The following is a 19,861-nucleotide window of genomic DNA, read 5'->3' on the forward strand; positions in this document are numbered from 1 at the left end:
AGTCAAAGTTTTTGGTTAAATAAAAAATAAACTGGTAAGCTGTTCATATCCCTTCGATTTGCTGCTTACCTGGAATGGTGGGCGGTGCTACTTTAATTTCATGGGTTGTACCTACCTAAAGAAAAATTATCTGATATTAAGGATCTACTGAGTTGGAATTCTTAGTAAGGTATTAACTGAAGGTATATTGGGAAACACATGATGTGGTCATATATTCACTCCTTATTCCCTCCGGGAACATACGACTAATCAATTATAGATTCGTTGTCAGAATATTCTATGCACGATGAAGAGATACTCTCTTCAGGTTATTTTTTACGTATTAGTTTTATAACGAATTAAAAAATCAACTAATAAAAGCTCGGTAAATGCAATTAAATGAGCCAGCCTCGTGCATGATTTTCTGCATCTAACAGATTTCAAGTTTGTACTACTCAATCAAGTTCACATTCAATAATTTGAGGGACTTAGAGTATTTCTATCCATTTGATGTTATGGAGAATACTATGTTGTTAACATCTATCGCAATGCACTTACTATCCGCGTTATGTTTTGGGGCTTTGATTGGAGCTGAACGTCAATGGCGCCAACGTATGGCAGGATTAAGAACCAACGCTTTGGTATCAACAGGTGCTGCACTTTTCATGATTACTGCAATGAGCGCTTCTGAGGGAAATCCTGATCGTATTGCTGCACAAATTATCTCTGGCGTTGGTTTTCTTGGTGCTGGCGTGATTATGCGTCAGGGAATGAGTATTCGTGGTTTAAATACAGCAGCGACATTATGGTGTTCAGCGGGAATAGGGGAGTTATGCGGTATGGGGCAATACTGGGCAGCAGGGATTGCTACAGCGATTATTCTCTGTGCAAACATTTTATTGCGGGAGATCGCGCAACGAATTAATACTCAGCCTCACCAGCAAGCCTTAGATTTAGAACAACGCTATAAGATCCATATTATTTGCGACATAAATGATGAAATCCTGGTCAGGACTTTGATTTTACAAGCACTCAATGGATTAGGTGTCAGGTTACAGTCATTGAGCAGTGCAGATGCGATTCAGCCTGATAGGCTTGAGGTTTGTGCGGAAATATTAGCCACTCCTGCGGAGCAAAAAGAAATTGAATCGATTGTCTGTCGAGTAAGTTTGGAAAAAAGCGTCACTTCAGTGAATTGGAAAATTGCGGCTGAATTACCAGCGTAGAATATTTTTTTATTACTAATTCCATAAAGTTATATCAATAAGGAGCCAATATGGACGATGTCCCTCCCTCCACACTAAATAAGGTGTTGCCTATGGAGTAAGCAATTTTATTTCTCAGATAGGTAACGCATAAAAGCTGTATATGGAAATTATCCCTGGTGAAAAAGGGATGATAGGTATTGCAAATTGAATATAGAGAAAGCGTTATGACTGAGAAATACACTAATAAATCAGCCAATTTTTTCAAGGAAAAAGAATTTATTGTCGCGAAGCGAGCTAATCAGAGTCTTGAACATATCCTTACTGATCTTAACGGCAGTACATTGGGTTTAACTGATGATAAGGCCATAGAACGTTTAGGGCAGTATGGTATTAATGAAGTTGCACATGGAAAAACACCTCATGCTTTGATGCAACTTATTAAAGCTTTCCACAGCCCGTTTACCTATGTATTGCTATTACTGGCTGCAATCAGTTTTTGTACTGAATACTTGTTGCCATCATTCAACGGAGAAGAACCAGAGCTTACGAGTGTCATTATTATTCTAATAATGGTGACATTAAGTGGATTACTTCGGTTTTGGCAAGAATATCGAACAAATAAGGCATCGGAAGCCTTGAAATCAATGGTGCATACAACAGTAACTGTTTTGAGACGCCCTTCCGATAATACCAAATCACAGAAAAAAGAGATTCCAATCAAGTACCTGGTTCCAGGAGATATTGTTTACTTATCGGCTGGAGACATGATCCCAGCAGATCTGTATTTAATCGAATCCAGAGATCTATTTATCAGCCAGGCAATTTTGACGGGGGAAGCGATCCCTATCGAAAAATATGACACGATGGCGCATGTGAATGCCAAGACAGCTCGTTCTGATAATGTATCTGAAACAGAACTACTTGAACTTTCTAATATCTGCTTAATGGGAACCAATGTGACTAGTGGTACTGCGACTGCGGTGGTTGTGGCGACAGGAAAGCAAACTTACTTTGGTTCACTTGCAAAATCTATCGTAGGAATACGGGCACAAACTGCATTTGATCACGGTGTTAATAGTGTTAGCTGGCTCTTGATCCGTTTTATGTTGATTATGGTGCCAATTGTTTTTTTAATCAATGGGTTAACGAAAGGTGATTGGCTTGATGCGGCGTTGTTTGCACTGGCGGTTGCTGTTGGTTTAACACCTGAAATGCTTCCCATGATTGTCAGTTCCAATCTGGCAAAGGGAGCGATTGCTATGTCAAAGAAAAAAGTCATTGTCAAGCGACTCAATGCAATACAGAACTTTGGCGCAATGGACATATTGTGTACGGATAAGACGGGAACACTGACTCAGGATAAAATTATTCTCCAACACTATTTAGATACGGAAGGTAGGGAAGATGCTTCTGTCCTTCATTGTGCTTGGTTAAATAGCTTTCATCAAAGTGGAACTAAGAACTTAATGGATCAAGCTATTGTGAGGTATGGATACGATAATTCAGACCTCGATTGCCTACACAGCTACAGAAAAATTGATGAATTACCGTTTGATTTTATTAGACGTAGATTATCAATTTCTGTACAAGATTTGGCTAAAAAATATCAATTGATCTGCAAGGGAGCAGCAGAGGAAATGCTATCGGTTTGCTCCTATATAAGGATAAAAGAGAAAATTATTCCTCTAACTGAAGAAATCCGCAACAATGTAATGGAATTAGTTAGCAGTTATAACGAACAAGGTTTCAGGGTATTAATCTTAGCAACCCGGGAGTTAAGTCACGATGAAGTGAAACATCCACTTTCTGTTGCAGATGAAAAGGAGATGGTGCTACAAGGTTTATTAACATTTTTAGATCCACCAAAAGAAAGTGCGGCAATGGCAATTACGGCATTAAAGGAAAATGGTGTTTCGATCAAGGTGCTCACTGGAGATAATCCTGTTGTTACAGCCAAAATTTGTCGAGATGTGGATTTAGATTCTGGAAATATTCTTATTGGCCCCGATATTGAACTAATGAGTGATGAAGACCTTTCAAAAGAAGTGGAATTAAGGTCCGTCTTTTGTAAGTTAACCCCTCTGCAAAAGTCACGTATTTTAAAATCATTGCAAAATAATGGGCACACAGTTGGTTTTCTTGGTGATGGAATAAATGATGCGCCGGCATTACGGGATGCTGATGTTGGAGTTTCAGTTGATACAGGAACTGATATCGCAAAAGAATCCGCAGATATCATTCTGCTAGAGAAGAATTTGATGGTATTAGAAGAGGGAGTAATTAAGGGCAGGGAAACGTTTGGGAATATCATCAAGTATTTAAATATGACTGCCAGTTCAAATTTTGGAAATGTATTTTCGGTATTGGTTGCCAGTGCATTTATTCCATTTTTACCGATGTTAGCGATTCATTTGCTTGTACAAAATCTAATGTACGATATTTCCCAACTATCTATGCCATGGGACAGAATGGATAAGGCGTTTTTGAAAAAGCCGCGTAAATGGGACGCAAAGAATATAGGACGTTTTATGCTCTGGATTGGTCCTACTTCGTCTATCTTCGACATCATGACTTATGCTGTGATGTGGTATGTATTTGCAGCTAACAGTATAGAACATCAAGCATTATTTCAATCTGGATGGTTTGTTGAAGGATTATTGTCACAGACTTTGGTCGTGCATATGTTGCGTACACAAAAAATTCCTTTTGTGCAAAGTACGGCAGCACTTCCTATTTTATTAACGACACTAATAATAATGGTACTTGGTATTTACATTCCATTCTCTACATTTGGTAACCTCATTGGGTTACAACCACTACCGTGGAAATATTTTCTATGGTTAATTGGAACATTAATAAGCTATTGTATCATTGCCCAAATGATGAAGAAATTTTATATTCATCGATTTGGTGAATGGTTGTAAATGATTCTCATTAAGTAATTTTTTATTCAGTATGGGTTAAAGAGAGTAATCCATACTGGATATACAATATTATGACTCGTATCATGACGGATTTTTTGCAGGAATTGGATAGGTGTTGATATTATCTTTAAGTATTAAGGATATGTTAAAATATAAACAAAATTAGGAATGCAATAACGTTATATTTATCTTTTCCCTATTTGAATTATCAGGTCAATTATCTATTATTATTTTTATTTAAATGTAAATGGAATGATTTTATTTTTATATCTATTTTTATATCTATTTTTATATCTATTTTATTTTTCTTTAATTTTTGACTCTTATTTTGGTTGTATTTTATTTGGTGATATATTATCGGCTGATTTTTATTTTGTCAGAATTTTATATTTATATTTATATTTATATTTATATTCTTGTTATTTAAGTAAATTTATCTTTAGTCAATAAAGCGCCTTGTTAGAGAGTTTGGTTGTTGGTTTTTTCATCCAAGAAAGCGGCATAAAACATTTTTAAATCTTATCATTTGTGTTGTTGGCATAAAATAAATTGATTAATTTTTCTTATTTGTTTTGTGTGTAAGCTAACCTGAGTGGTGAAATTATAAACAATGGCAATTTGGTTAAATTTATGTCATGAGACGACGGTATATTTATTTATTTTGTTTAGAAAAACTTATCAATAGTTGTGGCGAAAAATATGCTTGCCAGATAACAGAGGGTTGGATTTCGTTTAATTAGTAAAGCTTTGCTAGTTAGGTTTGCCAGAGAGAAGAAATGTATATGTTTTTTTATTTCAATATCATACTGTATTTTATCTTATTTTTTCTATCTGTGTGATATTTGTGCCCAACGTGGGAGTGTGCGCTTTTTTTATTCTGTTTGGAAATAGTGCGATAATGAACTAAAAATGATCATACTGATAGCTTTTCAATAACCAGTATTCACATTTAATTAATAAATTTGGCATGACTATGATCTAAATCAAGTTATAGTGGAAGATGAGCACCTACCTACATTATCAAGAAGCAAATTTTATTAGAATATTGATAATTTAACTAAAGGTAGGATTTTTTGTCGTTATTTTAGATTTGTAAGTTTAATAGATCGTATAAAACCAAAAATGGTTCCTAATATTTTTATTTAAATAATTTAACTTATTAATTGTAGACTATTTCTTGTTTTTTATTGCTTGAATAGTTAATGAGCTAGAATCATAATAAAAAGTACTGGTTTTGTGATCAAGATCACATAGTATTTAAAATGACATCTGTTCTCCGTTGTATAAGTTGATGATTCAGGAGTAAAGTTAATTAGCATTAAGAATATTCTTAATCAATTGTGGCAAGTTCATTACCCAGATGACGCAATAATACTTTTACAACCCATTACCGAAATATTTTAGAAATTGGGCGATCCCAAGAGTAATACAAAGGACAGTTACTGCTCTGGCTAAAGATGTATATTTCAGTTATGTCGGAGATTATTGAATCTCGTGCTACTGGTAATTTTGTCGTGAGTGATTCTTTGATCACTTAATTTGATTTTTTCATGTAATCGGACGGGATATATAGAAATGAGTACGGCTGAATTGCTCAAACATATTTATGACATAAATTTATCGTATTTGCTTTTGGCACAACGGCTAATTAACCATGAGAAAGCATCTGCGATGTTCCGTTTAGGTATTAGTGAATCGATGGCTGATACGTTGGCCGAGCTGACATTGCCTCAGTTAGTAAAATTAGCTGAAACAAACCAATTGATTTGCCATTTCCGGTTTGAAGATCACGAAACTGTACAGCAGTTAACTAAAGAATCTCGGGTGGACGATCTGCAACAAATTCATACAGGTATCTTACTGTCTACTCATCTTTTTCAGCAGTTATCCGCCCAGGATGACACCTCAATCAAGAAAAGAGCGTAAAGATGGTTGAAAAAAGTATCGTTCAGGAAGCGAAAGATATTCAGCTGGCGATGGAACTCATCACTTTAGGCGCGCGATTGCAGATGCTTGAAAGTGAAACGCAACTAAGTAGAGGTCGATTGATCCGGTTGTATAAAGAGTTGCGGGGAAGCCCTCCGCCTAAAGGGATGCTCCCCTTTTCGACGGATTGGTTTATGACTTGGGAACAGAATATTCATTCGTCAATGTTCTACAATGCCTATCGTTTTCTGTTAAAAAGTGGGCATTGTGAGGGAGTAGAGGCTGTTGTCAAAGCTTATCGTTTATATCTTGAGCAATGCCCTCCGACGAGTGAAGAAGGCCCCGTTCTGGCATTAACTCGAGCTTGGACATTGGTTCGTTTTGTTGATAGCGGGATGTTACAGCCAACACAATGTCGTTGTTGTGGTGGAACTTTTATCACACACGCTCACCAGCCATTAAATAGCTTTGTTTGTAGTCTTTGCCAGCCCCCTTCACGGGCAGTAAAAAAACGTAAACTTTCCTCTCAACCTGCCGATACTAAATCACAACTGCTGGATGGATTTGCTCAGCAAGCTGTGTGAATTTAAATGGGAAAGTAAAATTCAGGTTACAGATTTGATCATAACCTCTGTAACCTGTCGCCATACTCTTTTTCATTATCATTTGCCCTGTTCAAATCTCGTCTGCTCACCAACTTAGCTAAAGGATATCGCGTGTTAGTACTTTTAGGATATATCGTGGTTTTTGGTGCGGTAATTGGTGGCTACTTGCTTGTCGGTGGTCACATGGGCGCACTTTATCAGCCAGCGGAATTTTTGATTATTGCAGGTGCGGGAGTTGGTGCTTTTATCGTGGGCAATAATGGCAAGGCGATAAAGGCAACACTGCGTGTATTACCAAAAGTATTGCGTAGATCAAAATACAATAAAGCGATGTATATGGATCTTATGGCGTTACAGTTTCGTTTGTTGTCAAAATCCCGCCAGCATGGGCTACTCGCTTTGGAGCGGGATATTGAAAACCCGCACCAAAGCGACATATTCACACAATATCCTCGTTTGTTAAAAGATCAGCATTTGATGGATTTTATCACTGATTATATACGCCTGATTATCAGCGGTAATATGAATCCTCATGAAATCGAAGCCTTGATGGATGAAGAGATTGAAACTTACGAACAGGAAAGTGAAATACCAGCGACTAGTTTGGCAGCAGTCGGGGATTCATTACCCGCGTTCGGGATTGTTGCGGCCGTCATGGGTGTTGTTCATGCGCTGGGAGCTGCGGATCGTCCGGCAGGAGAATTGGGCGCGTTGATCGCACATGCGATGGTGGGAACATTCCTTGGGATCTTATTGTCTTATGGTTTTGTTTCCCCCCTGGCAACACTCCTTCGTCAACGCAGCGGTGAGCAAGTCAAAATGATGCAATGTATTAAGGTGACATTGCTTTCCAGTTTACATGGTTATGCACCACAAATTGCAGTTGAATTCGGTCGTAAAACATTATTCCTAACAGATCGTCCTTCATTTACAGAATTGGAAGAACATGTTCGTCGGGTTAAATCCCCTGTACAACAAGAAGCTGAAGAATAATTATGAGAGAGAATAATGTTTCCGTCGTCAGGATAAAGAGGCGTAAAAAACATGATTCGAACCATGTTGGTGGATCTTGGAAGATTGCTTATGCTGATTTTATGACTGCAATGATGGCATTCTTTCTGGTTATGTGGTTGATATCGATAGCTAGTCCACAGGAATTGACTAGTATCGCAGAATATTTCCGTACCCCTTTGCGAGTAGCGATCAACCAAGGACAGAAGAGCAGCGATAATACTAACCCGATCCCTGGGGGAGGGGAGGATATTTTCCAACAGGATGGAGAAGTTTTCCGTCAATCTAAGGTAATTGAAATTAAAGAAGAAACGCGTCGCTTAAATCGATTACACCAGCAACTTGATCAATTGATTATTACCGATCCTCGCCTTAAAGAGCTACGCCCTCATCTATTGATTGACATGATGGATGAAGGTTTACGTATTCAGATTATCGATCGAGAAAATCGCCCAATGTTCATGATTGGCAGTTCTAAGGTCGAGAATTACATGAGCGATATTTTGCGAGCAATTGCGCCGATCTTGAACGATATTCCAAACAAAATCAGTCTTTCTGGCCATACCGATAGTTTACCCTATGCTAATGGTCAGCGGGGTTACAGCAACTGGGAGCTTTCTTCAGATCGTGCCAATGCGTCAAGGCGTGAATTGCTGATAGGTGGTTTGGATGAAGCTAAGGTCCTGCGAGTTGTGGGTATGGCATCTACTGTTAGTATGCAGAAAGACATCGATCCTAATGCGCCGGTTAACCGTCGTATCAGTATTATTGTACTAAATAAAGATGCAGAAAAAAGGATTGAACAAGAAAACAGTGGCGGTAACGCCATGACCGCTAACAATAGTATGGATATGCAAGAAGTCATCAGAATGGATTCAAATGAGGGAGCGTCTGGTCAGCAACCCACTGAACAATCCCATGTGATCATAAAACATGAAATCACAAAATCGGAGCAGCCCTCATCGGTTGAACCGCCGAGTGACAATAAGATGACAGAGTAAGTAACGATGGATATTACCGCGTTTTATCAAACTTTCTTTGATGAAGCAGATGAACTATTGGCTGATATGGAGCAGCATTTATTGTTGCTCGACGCCGATGAGCCTGATCATGAGCAGTTAAACGCAATATTTCGCAGCGCCCATTCCATTAAAGGGGGTGCTGCGACTTTTGGTTTTACCAAACTGCAACAGACTACGCATGTTTTGGAAAATCTGCTCGATAGCGCCAGACGTGATGAAATACGTTTGACCATTGACATTATCAACTTGTTTTTAGAAGCGAAAGATATTATGCAGCAACAATTGGATGCCTATAAAAGTTCTCAGGAGCCGGATGAAGACACATTCAATTATATCTGCGAGACGCTGCGTCAGCTTGCGTTAGAATTACAGCAAGGGCAGCAGCAGGAAGAATTTCTTGCCTCAACACCTGAGATTCAGGCTGAGCTTGCCCCGGAAGATGTTGTAAATGAAGTTGAGGAAAAACAGGCAGTAGAGTTAGCTCAGTTAGAAAAAAATCAGCCAGAGAAGCGACATTCTCCAGCAAACAAATCTAATCATGGGCGGATCCGTGTTCATTTATCTGGGTTGAAAGAACGCGAAGTCAGTTTAATGAAAGATGAATTGGGGCATCTTGGTGAGATTTATGATGTAGAACAGACTAATAATAGTCTTGAAGCTTCGTTGATCACATCTGCGACAGAAGATGATATTACAGCTGTATTGTGCTTTGTGATTGAGCCTGAGCAAATTACTTTTTTACCCACAAATGAATCTCAGTCAGAAGGTGTGGACACTGAAACAGAACAAGATGCAGTAGCAAAAGGGGATTCTGTAGTTGATGCCTTAGTAAAAACCGATACGGTAAAAACGGTAGCAGAAAATAGCACAACAGATACGGCAGCAGAGACTACCACAGCAACAGATACGACAATTACAAATGATCCACAGTTGTCTAGTGCTCCGAAAAAAATAGATGTGCGCGAAGTTGGGCGTCCGGCACCCCGTCCAGCAGCGGGTTCGCCACGCCAGCGAGCGGAATCGTCTAGTATTCGTGTTGCAGTTGAAAAAGTTGATCAGCTTATCAATTTAGTGGGTGAATTGGTTATTACCCAATCTATGCTGGCTCAGCATTGTAACGGTCTGGAACCAACCAAACACAGTGAATTGCTAAGTTGTATGGCTCAATTACAACGAAACTCCCGTGACTTGCAAGAATCTGTCATGTCAATTCGTATGATGCCGATGGAATATGTTTTTAGCCGTTATCCGCGTTTGGTGCGGGATTTGGCTGGAAAACTCAATAAAAAAGTGGAATTGACACTCATTGGCAGTTCGACAGAACTGGATAAAAGTTTGATTGAACGGATTATCGATCCTCTCACACATCTGGTACGCAACAGTCTTGACCATGGTATCGAAAGCCCGGAAAAACGCCTTGCGGCTGGTAAACCTGAAACAGGTAATTTGACTTTGGCGGCTGAGCATCAAGGTGGAAATATCTGTATTGAAGTCATTGATGATGGTGCGGGTCTGAATCGTGAGAAAATCTTGGCAAAAGCACAATCTCAGGGCTTAAGCGTCAATGAAAATATGAGCAACGAAGAAGTGGCTATGCTGATTTTTGCTCCCGGCTTCTCTACCGCAGAAGTAGTCACTGATGTCTCTGGCCGTGGTGTTGGTATGGATGTGGTCAAGCGCAATATTCAAGACATGGGAGGGCAAATTCAGATTAACTTCCAGGAAGGAAAGGGAACTGTCATTCGCATTTTGTTGCCATTGACATTAGCGATATTGGATGGAATGTCAGTCAGAGTTAATGAGGAAGTTTTCATCCTGCCACTGAGTGCTGTAGTGAGTTCATTGCAACCACAAGAGGAAGATATTTATCCGTTGGCGGGTGATGAAAAACTATTGCTGGTACGTGGGGAATATTTACCTCTGCTGGAACTGTATCGCATATTTGATATCCCCAATGGGATCACTGATCCAACGAAAGGCATTGCTGTTATTGTGCAGAGTGCTGGACGCCGTTATGCCTTGCTGGTGGATAAGTTGGTGGGGCAACATCAAGTTGTTGTTAAAAATATTGAGAGCAATTACCGCAAAGTACCGGGTATTTCAGCTGCCACCATTATGGGGGATGGTAGCGTTGCGCTCATCATTGATGTTCCTGCTTTGCAAAAACTTAACCATGAACAATTGGCGCAGAGTAAGGCGGAATTAGCGAACAACAATTAAAAAAAGATACCCAATAGATTTCAAGTTGGCGTAACCGTAAGGGGCAGCTTGAAAGGAGAAAAAACTTCACACTAAAAGGTAACATCATGTCAGCCATAGAAGAATTTAATAAATTATCGGGGGAAACAACCGGAAAGGAATATCTGGTTTTCACCTTGGGTGATGAAGAGTATGGAATTGAAATATTAAAAGTGCAGGAAATTCGCGGCTATGATCAAGTTACCCGCATTGCAAACACGCCGGCTTTTATAAAGGGGATCACTAACCTGCGTGGAGTGATCGTGCCTATCATCGATTTGAGGATCAAATTCTCACAGGAAGATGTCACCTATAACGATAATACGGTTGTTATTGTCCTGAATTTGCTTAATCGTGTTGTCGGAATTGTGGTCGACGGTGTGTCAGACGTGCTTTCCCTGAAAGAAGATCAGATTTGTCCTGCGCCAGAATTTGCGGTTACTTTATCAACAGAATACTTAACCGGGCTTGGTTCTATTGATGAACGGATGCTGATTCTGGTTGATATCGAAAAGCTTCTCAACAGTGAAGAAATGGCATTGGTTGATTCAGTCGCCAAAGGCTGATGTTTTGGGGCTACTGCAATAAAAAAACAGCAGCCCCTTTGTCTTAGATCAAAAAAATACCGCAAAAAATCAATTTCTAGAATTTTACGTAAAGTTCCCTTTAAGTGTGCCGATAACACTGGCATAGAAATTTAGTAAAAAAAAGGGAAGTCATGTTTAACCGAATGAAAATAGTGACGGGATTAATCTCAGTCATCATATTGTTTGGTGCTTTGCAACTTATCTCCGGGGGATTGTTCTTCAAAGGGTTGAAGAGTGATATACAAGCCTTTGACTTAATAGATAAAATGCGAGAGCAGCAAATCTATCTGGATGAAAGCTGGGTTAACCTGCTGCAAGGCCGTAATAACCTAAACCGTGTTGGCATCATGTACATGATGAAAAATCGCGGTGTTGAAGGTAGCTATAAAATTGATGACGCTTTGGGAGAAGCCAGGGCTAATATTGCTCGTGCCGAACGATTCTTCGAAAAATATGAGCAGACTGAAAGATTGTCTTTTTATGATTCAGAACGTCTGCAACGTTTGAAACAGACCCATAATGACTATCTTAATGCGCTTAAAGAATTAGATAACATGTTAGCGCATGACAAATTTGAAGAGTTTTTTCTCCATAAAACGACGGATTACCAGAACGCGTTTAATGCAGAATTTAACTTTTATTTATCTCAGAACGCAAAATTTTATGATCAGGTATCACAGGAAGCTGACAAAGCTTACAGCAATGTTGTTGTTTCATTGCTCCTTGTGATGGCTCTGCTGGCTGTGGTCATAGTGATAAGCTGGATTGGTTTGCGTAAAGCATTGATCGATCCGCTGCACAAGCTACTGGAAAATATCAAGGCTTTCTCAAGAGGGGACTTGACCCAGACGATCACTGTAACTGGTAATAATGAAATGGGCATGTTAGCTGTTGGCTTGAGACACATGCAGGAAGAACTGATCAATACAGTCAGAAGTGTTCATCAAAGTACCGAAACCATCTATACCGGTACCAGCGAAATTGCAGCAGGTAACAACGATCTTTCTTCTCGTACTGAACAACAAGTGGCCTCGTTGGAAGAAACGGCTGCCAGCATGGAACAGTTGACTGCGACAGTAAAACAAAATGCTGACAATGCCCGTCAAGCCAGTAACTTGGCTGACAACGCCTCTGAGATCGCCCGTCAGGGGGGCAAAGTGGTGGCTAATGTTGTTCAAACCATGCATGAAATTGCAGACAGCTCTCGCAAGATCTCTGACATCACGGGTGTCATTGATGCCATTGCTTTCCAAACTAACATCCTCGCCCTTAACGCTGCCGTGGAGGCTGCCCGTGCGGGTGAGCATGGTCGTGGTTTCGCCGTCGTTGCCGGTGAAGTGCGTAACTTGGCACAGCGCAGTGCAGAAGCGGCTAAAGAGATCAAAGCGTTGATCGAAGACTCTGTCAGTCGTACAGATACCGGTTCCATGCAAGTAGAAAGTGCTGGCGAAACCATGAACAAAATTGTCGATTCTGTTACTCGTGTGACTGACATTATGGGGGAAATTGCCTCGGCTTCTGATGAGCAAAGCAGAGGGATCACGCAAGTTGGTGTTGCTATTTCTGAAATGGATAGAGTCACACAGCAAAATGCGTCATTGGTTGAGCAATCTGCGGCGGCGGCGGCGGCATTGGAGGAACAGGCCAAGATATTAACCAAAGCGGTTGCGATGTTCCAGCTATCGGAGCAGGCAGAAAGGAAACAGCCTGAGAAAAGAAAAAATGAAGTTTTATCGTCGATTCCTCCAGCTAATAAAACGAATCCTCCCGTATTGAAGAAAGAAAACAATGTGGAAGACCCCTCTAATTGGGAAACATTCTAAAAAATAATAGCGATAACCACGGCTGCATTATGCAGCCGTTAAACGAGGTGATTACATGTTAGGCAAGCTTCGCATATCAACCAGTTTGTATCTGTTACTGATGATGTTTTGTGTTATGCAAATTATTTCGAGTGGTTTGTCTCTGGGAATAATTCATACAGACCAGACATATATCGAAAGAATTGATCTGGGCACTCAACGGAGAGATACCCTTGGGTTGAGTTGGGCGGCATTGTTACAAACGCGTAATACTCTAAACAAAATCGCGATTGCCCATAAAGTGGGGCAACCACAAACTCAGGTAGAAGCAATGGAGGCGTTGCTTAAAAGCTCACTGAATGAAGCAGACAGGAGTTTCGCCAAATTTAGTTCATTACCTCGGATAGAACAAACTGATCATAGTGCAGCTTTATTAGCTGCGGTTGAACATTCTTATCAAGAATATATCAATGCATTAAAAGAGCTAAAAACGTATCTTTATGAAGGTAATTTTCAGGCTTTCCTTGATCAACCTACAGAAGATTACCAACGTAAGATGGAAATTGCATATAACAACTATATGCAATATCTCGGTGATAACATTAACTCAGCGGTTGCTGAGGGGAAATTTTTCTACAAAGTATCCATTGCCATGTTTTTTGGCGCTGTCTTGATGGTATTTGTTGTTTCAATAGCGGCTAATTGGTGGCTAAAACGTAACCTTCTCAGACCGTTTTCGAATATGAGAGCTTGCTTCCAGGATGTAGCGGAAGGGCGTTTGGATAAAGAAATTGCTGTGTTCACCAAGGATGAGATTGGTGATATTTTCCGCAAGCTGCGTGATATGCAGGCATCATTAGTCAAATCCATTGCTGCAGTGCGTGATAATACCAACCAGATGTATTCTGGTATTCAAGAGATCACTCAAGGCAATACGGATTTATCTTCACGTACAGAACAACAGGCAGCATCATTGGAAGAAACGGCTGCCAGTATGGAGGAGTTGACCGTTACTGTTAAACAGAACGCAGAGAATGCGCGCCAAGCCAGTGAATTGGCGATATCGGCTTCTCAGACTGCGTCAAAAGGTGGCGAATTGACCACAAGTGTTGTGGCAACGATGGATGAAATTGCCAAAAGTTCGAAAAAAATTAGCGCTATTATTAGCGTTATTGATGGTATTGCTTTCCAGACCAATATTTTGGCACTGAATGCTGCCGTTGAAGCAGCTCGTGCCGGTGAACAGGGACGTGGATTCTCCGTAGTGGCCGGTGAAGTCCGTGACTTGGCGCAACGCAGTGCCGAAGCCGCGAAAGAAATAAAAACATTAATTGATGAATCTGTCCATCGTGTTAATCAGGGTTCAGAATTGGTGAATAATGCAGGGCAAACGATGGATGAATTGGTTAGGTCAGTGAACCAGGTAACTGATTTAATGGCTGAAATTGCTGCTGCTTCTGATGAGCAGAGCCGTGGCATTCATCAAGTTGCTCAAGCGGTCAGCCAGATGGATCAAGTCACACAGCAAAATGCTGCATTGGTGGAACAATCTGCGTCTGCCGCTGCCGCCCTTGAAGACAAGGCAGATATCCTGGTGAAAACCGTTGCTCAATTTGAACTACCTAAAAGTTTGGAAGGTGAATACGCTCATCAGGCGACCGTTACATCAAACATGACTGATGAGCATGTTGTAAGTCAACTACGCTGAGGTCAGATGAAAGCCAATTCAATAGCTTCGGATACTGATGCTACTGCGTCGCTAAACTTTATGCTTCAGCGACATGCTTTGTCGGATGCGCAATTTGAGCGCATCTGCCAGTTTATCTACCAACGGGCTGGCATAGTACTGGCAAAAAATAAGCGCGAGATGGTATACAACCGTTTAGTCAGACGGCTTCGTGTATTGGGACTTAATGATTTTGGTCAATATTTATCGATTTTGGAACAGGACAGTCACAGTAAAGAATGGGAATCTTTCATTAATGCATTGACCACCAATCTCACCGCGTTTTTCAGAGAGTCTCATCATTTTCCTATTCTGGCGGCACATGCCAGCAGACAAAATGGCGGCGCGTACCGAGTTTGGAGCGCTGCCGCTTCAACGGGTGAAGAGCCATATTCTATTGCAATGACCTTGTGTGATGCACTGGGGCATCGGTCAAATCGGATAAAAATCATTGGCAGCGATATTGATACTAGTGTGCTGGAAAAAGCCAGACGGGGTATTTATCGGCTGGAAGAATTACAGTATCTAAATGAAAGCCAAAAGAAAAAATATTTTTTCAGAGGAGTTGGCCGTTTTGAAGGATATGCACGGGTTCGTCCTTTACTTGCTGAATTGGTGAGTTTCCAGCACTTGAATCTACTCGATTCTGATTGGGCACTCGAAGGTAAGTTTGATGCGATATTCTGCCGTAATGTCATGATTTATTTTGATAAAAAGACACAGGAAAGGATCTTGCGTCGTTTTGTCAGTTTCTTAAAACCGGATGGTTTGCTCTTTGCAGGGCATTCCGAAAACGTCACTCAAATCAGCCGAGAGTTCTACTTGCAAGGACAGACCGTTTACGGTGTAGGTCGGGCAAGGAGGGGTCATGAATAAAATAACTGTTCTTTGTGTGGATGATTCGGCGTTGATGCGTCAAGTCATGCGGGAAATTATCAATAGTCACCCTGATATGGAAGTCGTGGACTGTGCTCCGGATCCATTCGTTGCTCGCGATTTAATTAAAAAGCACAATCCGCAGGTACTGACATTGGATGTTGAAATGCCACGCATGGATGGCATTGATTTTTTAGAAAAACTGATGCGGTTACGCCCTATGCCTGTTGTGATGGTTTCCTCTCTGACAGCAAAAGGTTCGGAAATTACATTGAAGGCATTGGAACTGGGGGCGGTAGACTTTGTCACTAAGCCACAATTGGGTATCCGTGAAGGTATGTTAGCTTACAGCGAACTGATTGCTGAAAAAATCCGTGCCGCAGCTCAAGCTAGAATTAGTCCTGCGGAACCGACAGCTGTAAATACAGCACCATTAAATTTCAAGCCACTCTTATCCAGTGAAAAACTAATCGCAGTAGGGGCATCGACAGGAGGAACAGAGGCAATCAAAAACCTGCTGCAACCTCTGCCGATCACCAGTCCGGCTTTATTAATTACTCAACATATGCCTCCGGGGTTCACCCGTTCTTTTGCACAACGACTTAATAAACTGAGTCAAATCACGGTAAAAGAAGCGGAGGATGGAGAACGTGTTCTGCCGGGACATGCCTATGTTGCGCCTGGTGATCGTCATATGGAGCTTTGCCGTAGCGGTGCCAATTATCAAATCATGATAACTCATTCCCAGCCGGTTAATCGTCATCGTCCTTCTGTCGATGTTCTCTTTCGTTCTGTTGCAAAGTATGCCGGGCGCAATGCGGTAGGCGTTATCTTAACAGGTATGGGCAATGATGGTGCTGCGGGTTTGCTGGAAATGAAACAGGCAGGTGCTTACACATTGGCTCAAAGCGAAAAAAGTTGTGTCGTATTTGGAATGCCACGTGCTGCGATCCAGTTAGGGGCGGTGGATGAAGTCATGGATCTTCAAAAAATCAGTAAAACTATGTTGGCCAAAATCAGTGCAGGGCAATCGGTTCGTATTTAGTCGTTGTATTTGGTAGTTGTATTTGATGTTAATTTTTGCAGCGCTGTGCTGCTGGATAAGTGAAATTCCAAGGAGTTTTTATGGCAAGTAAGGATCTGAAATTTTTGGTCGTCGATGACTTTTCAACTATGCGTCGAATTGTACGTAATCTACTGAAAGAATTGGGATTCAACAATGTAGATGAAGCACAGGATGGGGCAGAAGCGTTGACTAAACTCCGCACTGCCGAATTTGATTTTGTTATTTCTGACTGGAATATGCCAAATATTGATGGCCTCGAATTGCTGAAAATGATTCGCAGTGAAGAAAAACTGGCCGCTTTACCTGTCCTAATGGTAACGGCAGAAGCAAAAAAAGAGAACATTATTGCAGCAGCCCAAGCCGGAGCGAGTGGTTATGTTGTGAAACCGTTTACTGCGGCTATTTTGGAAGAGAAACTCAATAAAATATTTGAAAAACTGGGGCTCTAAGGAGACAAAATGAGTGAAAATCCAGTCATGCCGAGAGGTGAGGCAATCTCGACCAGTGAGATAATCAGCCGTATTGGGCAGTTAACCAGAATGCTGCGCGATAGTTTACGTGAACTGGGATTGGATCAAACCATCGCTCAGGCGGCTGAAGCGATCCCAGATGCAAGAGAACGATTGAATTACGTTGTCCAAATGACGGCCCAAGCGGCTGAAAGGGTGTTGAACTGTGTTGAAGTAGCACAGCCCCGTCAGAACGAATTGGAAACGTCAGCCAAAGCCTTAACCCAACGTTGGGATGAATGGTTTGCAAATCCGAAGAATTTGGATCTGACTGATGCTCGTTCACTGGTAACGGACACGAGGAACTATTTGAATCTCGTACCTGATCATACCTCATTTACCAACACCCAATTACTTGAAATTATGATGGCGCAAGACTTTCAGGATCTTACTGGGCAGGTAATTAAACGGATGATGGAAGTCATCCAGGAGCTAGAAAAACAGTTGGTCATGGTATTAATGGAAAATATGCCTTCTGACCAGATGGCTAAAGCGAAAAAAGAGAACGACAGTCTTCTTAATGGCCCTCAAGTTAACCAAAATAGTGCCGGAGTGATTACCAACCAAGCACAGGTTGATGATTTGTTGGACAGTTTAGGTTTTTGATCACGAATATAATTGCTTTAACGAACAGGACTTTATATTTTTGGTGCGCTTGGGGGAGTTCCAAGCGCCTTTTTCGATGGCATTAATTCAGATTATGCAAAGGAAAGTATTGTGGAGTCGATTGATAAAGTTATTAAGTTAAAAGATTCATTGGTTTCTTACCGTAAGGAATTTCCAGACAATACGCAAAATAACAAAAAATCAATTATCTTCCTGCATGGCACAAATAGTAGCGGTGACAGTAGCTTTGGAGAGATAAAAAAGGCGTTTAGCCGTGACCGAACTGTTATCATTCCTGACTATGCAGGTTGTGGAAATTCTGAACTACCGCCAGAAACATTGACTATTGAGCATCTGGTGGAACAAGTTGCTGCTGTGATAGAAGATAGCAGCCATTTTCCTGTTGATTTAGTCGGTGTTTCCCTGGGAGCCGTTGTTGCGGCAGTTGTCGCAGCCAAATATCCAAATCTCATTGATAAGTTAATATTGACCGCTCCGTGGGCGACAAGTCATGATCCTCGCCACCAATTGGTATTCAATACTTGGTTACATTTGGAGTTGAATGACAAACCATCAGCGATGGCTTTTGCCTTATCACATGCTCTAAGCCCTGAATTTATCGCATCATTGGGACATGAGACTATACAGCGGATCTGCTCTCAACCTGCAGAAAAAGGGATAGAAAGACGTATTGCTTTGGGGTTATCTATAGATATAAAAGATTATCTTCCTCAAATAGATAAAAACACGCTGGTTATTGGCTTAAACAGTGATACGTTAATCCCTCCTTATTTGGTACGTGAAGTTTATAAAAACATTAACAACAGTACCTACAGAGAGATTAATAGTGGCCACGCGGTACAAATTGAGAAGCCAACAGAGTGGGTTAGTTTGATAAAAGAGTTTATAAACTAATTAACCACTTCCCCTACAGGTAAGTACTTATAAATTGTTGATAACGATACATTGTAAATAATCGACAACTGCTTCCGGCTATGCCCTTTGTTCAGTAATCTGATAGCCTGTTGTCGATTTGCTTCGGTAAACACGACGGGTCGTCCCCCCATTCGTCCCTGTTCCCGTGCGGCGGCCAAACCTGCATTGGTTCTTTCTACAATAAGTTCACGTTCCATTTCTGCAAGTGCACTCATTACATGGAAGAAAAACCTTCCCATTGCCGTACTGGTATCAATACTGTCAGTCAGACTTTGAAAATGAATTCCGCGTTCATGCAGTTCTGAAATCAGTGTGACCAGATCCTTCACACTGCGCCCCAATCGATCCAATTTCCAAACCACCAGAGTATCGCCAGGTTTAAGATGTTTTAAGGCGCGTTTTAGCCCTGGACGATTAACCGTCTTCCCACTGATTTTGTCTTCAAAAATCAGCTCACAGTGAATATTGATTAACGCATTTCTTTGTAAATCACTATTTTGGTCATTTGTAGACACTCTGATGTAACCAATTCTTGCCACTGATAATCCTTTAGTAACCTTGATAACTATTTAAAATGAAAATAATACCTTTTTATTTACTATAAAAAACCTTTAATTTATTTAATGTCAAAATAAAAATTGGTTGGCTGGTAGGGAAAATTCAGAATAATTGATGTATACCAAACTAACTTCAAGATGCTTGTGATTTTTCCCCGCAAAGCGGGGAGAAATCAGGTTTCATATCGTGTTGTAAATTGCAACTTGAAGTTTAATGCGTATAACAAGAATTATTACCAATAAAGTTGGTAAAGAGTAATCATAACGAGTGACTTAACTCACA

The 19,861-nt window shown here is 40.8% G+C and carries 16 protein-coding genes; 15 read left to right on the forward strand and 1 reads right to left on the reverse strand.

All coding sequences use genetic code 11. From position 1 onward, the window contains the following. Window positions 1-506 precede the first annotated feature (506 nt). The 15 genes from WDV74_RS06570 (at window position 507) to WDV74_RS06640 (ending at window position 19,000) form a co-directional block, all read left to right on the forward strand. On the forward strand, window positions 507-1,205 hold the full coding sequence (locus tag WDV74_RS06570; protein ID WP_338885210.1) for an MgtC family protein: 699 nt from the start codon (window positions 507-509) through the stop codon (window positions 1,203-1,205). Between the two features lie 206 nt (window positions 1,206-1,411). Next, window positions 1,412-4,111, forward strand: coding sequence for a magnesium-translocating P-type ATPase (gene mgtA, locus WDV74_RS06575; protein ID WP_338885211.1), 2,700 nt, complete (start codon window positions 1,412-1,414; stop codon window positions 4,109-4,111). A 1,575-nt stretch (window positions 4,112-5,686) separates the two neighbouring features. Then, the gene (gene flhD / locus WDV74_RS06580) at window positions 5,687-6,037 is read left to right on the forward strand and encodes a flagellar transcriptional regulator FlhD (protein ID WP_074019618.1); all 351 of its coding nucleotides are present in this window, start codon (window positions 5,687-5,689) and stop codon (window positions 6,035-6,037) included. 2 nt (window positions 6,038-6,039) lie between these two features. After that, window positions 6,040-6,621 carry a flagellar transcriptional regulator FlhC gene (gene flhC / locus WDV74_RS06585; protein WP_338885212.1) on the forward strand — a complete coding sequence of 194 codons (582 nt, stop codon included), beginning with the start codon at window positions 6,040-6,042 and terminating at the stop codon, window positions 6,619-6,621. 132 nt (window positions 6,622-6,753) lie between these two features. After that, on the forward strand, window positions 6,754-7,635 hold the full coding sequence (gene motA / locus WDV74_RS06590; RefSeq protein ID WP_338885213.1) for a flagellar motor stator protein MotA: 882 nt from the start codon (window positions 6,754-6,756) through the stop codon (window positions 7,633-7,635). A gap of 2 nt (window positions 7,636-7,637) precedes the next feature. Further along, the gene (motB, locus tag WDV74_RS06595; protein WP_338885214.1) at window positions 7,638-8,654 is read left to right on the forward strand and encodes a flagellar motor protein MotB; all 1,017 of its coding nucleotides are present in this window, start codon (window positions 7,638-7,640) and stop codon (window positions 8,652-8,654) included. Window positions 8,655-8,660: 6 nt separating this feature from the next. Further along, complete coding sequence (cheA, locus tag WDV74_RS06600) at window positions 8,661-10,895, forward strand: chemotaxis protein CheA (protein WP_338885215.1); 2,235 nt, start codon at window positions 8,661-8,663, stop codon at window positions 10,893-10,895. A gap of 86 nt (window positions 10,896-10,981) precedes the next feature. After that, on the forward strand, window positions 10,982-11,479 hold the full coding sequence (gene cheW / locus WDV74_RS06605) for a chemotaxis protein CheW (RefSeq protein WP_074019720.1): 498 nt from the start codon (window positions 10,982-10,984) through the stop codon (window positions 11,477-11,479). A 152-nt stretch (window positions 11,480-11,631) separates the two neighbouring features. Then, complete coding sequence (locus WDV74_RS06610; protein WP_338885216.1) at window positions 11,632-13,323, forward strand: methyl-accepting chemotaxis protein; 1,692 nt, start codon at window positions 11,632-11,634, stop codon at window positions 13,321-13,323. A gap of 55 nt (window positions 13,324-13,378) precedes the next feature. Next, a complete protein-coding gene (locus WDV74_RS06615) occupies window positions 13,379-15,010 on the forward strand; it encodes a methyl-accepting chemotaxis protein (protein ID WP_338885217.1) in 1,632 nt (543 codons plus the stop codon). 60 nt (window positions 15,011-15,070) lie between these two features. Further along, window positions 15,071-15,904, forward strand: coding sequence for a protein-glutamate O-methyltransferase CheR (gene cheR, locus WDV74_RS06620; protein WP_338885555.1), 834 nt, complete (start codon window positions 15,071-15,073; stop codon window positions 15,902-15,904). Beyond that, window positions 15,897-16,949, forward strand: a complete 1,053-nt coding sequence (locus WDV74_RS06625; protein WP_338885219.1) for a chemotaxis response regulator protein-glutamate methylesterase — start codon at window positions 15,897-15,899, stop codon at window positions 16,947-16,949. Before cheR ends, WDV74_RS06625 begins: the two co-directional genes overlap by 8 nt. Window positions 16,950-17,029: 80 nt before the next feature. Then, window positions 17,030-17,419 (forward strand): chemotaxis response regulator CheY, encoded by a 390-nt coding sequence (cheY, locus tag WDV74_RS06630; RefSeq protein WP_338885220.1) that lies wholly within the window; start codon window positions 17,030-17,032, stop codon window positions 17,417-17,419. Window positions 17,420-17,428: 9 nt separating this feature from the next. Continuing rightward, entirely contained in the window at window positions 17,429-18,085 is a 657-nt protein-coding gene (gene cheZ / locus WDV74_RS06635) for a protein phosphatase CheZ (RefSeq protein ID WP_338885221.1), read from the forward strand. A 111-nt stretch (window positions 18,086-18,196) separates the two neighbouring features. After that, on the forward strand, window positions 18,197-19,000 hold the full coding sequence (locus WDV74_RS06640) for an alpha/beta hydrolase (protein WP_338885222.1): 804 nt from the start codon (window positions 18,197-18,199) through the stop codon (window positions 18,998-19,000). On the opposite strand, the gene WDV74_RS06645 is transcribed toward WDV74_RS06640, so the two are convergent. After that, on the reverse strand, window positions 18,997-19,560 hold the full coding sequence (locus tag WDV74_RS06645) for a recombinase family protein (protein WP_338885223.1): 564 nt from the start codon (window positions 19,558-19,560) through the stop codon (window positions 18,997-18,999). The genes WDV74_RS06640 and WDV74_RS06645 overlap by 4 nt on opposite strands. Window positions 19,561-19,861 lie beyond the last annotated feature (301 nt).

The sequence above is a fragment of the Xenorhabdus sp. TH1 genome (genome assembly GCF_037260955.1).
Lineage (GTDB): Bacteria > Pseudomonadota > Gammaproteobacteria > Enterobacterales > Enterobacteriaceae > Xenorhabdus > Xenorhabdus griffiniae.

What these genes read in the sequence shown, in the direction of transcription:
- mgtA (WP_338885211.1), top strand. Translation starts at nt 1,412, where the DNA reads ATGACTGAGAAATACACTAATAAATCAGCCAATTTTTTCAAGGAAAAA.
- flhC (WP_338885212.1), top strand. Translation starts at nt 6,040, where the DNA reads ATGGTTGAAAAAAGTATCGTTCAGGAAGCGAAAGATATTCAGCTGGCG.
- cheA (WP_338885215.1), top strand. Translation starts at nt 8,661, where the DNA reads ATGGATATTACCGCGTTTTATCAAACTTTCTTTGATGAAGCAGATGAA.
- cheW (WP_074019720.1), top strand. Translation starts at nt 10,982, where the DNA reads ATGTCAGCCATAGAAGAATTTAATAAATTATCGGGGGAAACAACCGGA.
- cheZ (WP_338885221.1), top strand. Translation starts at nt 17,429, where the DNA reads ATGAGTGAAAATCCAGTCATGCCGAGAGGTGAGGCAATCTCGACCAGT.
- WDV74_RS06570 (WP_338885210.1), top strand. Translation starts at nt 507, where the DNA reads ATGTTGTTAACATCTATCGCAATGCACTTACTATCCGCGTTATGTTTT.
- cheY (WP_338885220.1), top strand. Translation starts at nt 17,030, where the DNA reads ATGGCAAGTAAGGATCTGAAATTTTTGGTCGTCGATGACTTTTCAACT.
- WDV74_RS06625 (WP_338885219.1), top strand. Translation starts at nt 15,897, where the DNA reads ATGAATAAAATAACTGTTCTTTGTGTGGATGATTCGGCGTTGATGCGT.
- flhD (WP_074019618.1), top strand. Translation starts at nt 5,687, where the DNA reads ATGAGTACGGCTGAATTGCTCAAACATATTTATGACATAAATTTATCG.
- motB (WP_338885214.1), top strand. Translation starts at nt 7,638, where the DNA reads ATGAGAGAGAATAATGTTTCCGTCGTCAGGATAAAGAGGCGTAAAAAA.
- WDV74_RS06610 (WP_338885216.1), top strand. Translation starts at nt 11,632, where the DNA reads ATGTTTAACCGAATGAAAATAGTGACGGGATTAATCTCAGTCATCATA.
- cheR (WP_338885555.1), top strand. Translation starts at nt 15,071, where the DNA reads ATGCTTCAGCGACATGCTTTGTCGGATGCGCAATTTGAGCGCATCTGC.
- WDV74_RS06615 (WP_338885217.1), top strand. Translation starts at nt 13,379, where the DNA reads ATGTTAGGCAAGCTTCGCATATCAACCAGTTTGTATCTGTTACTGATG.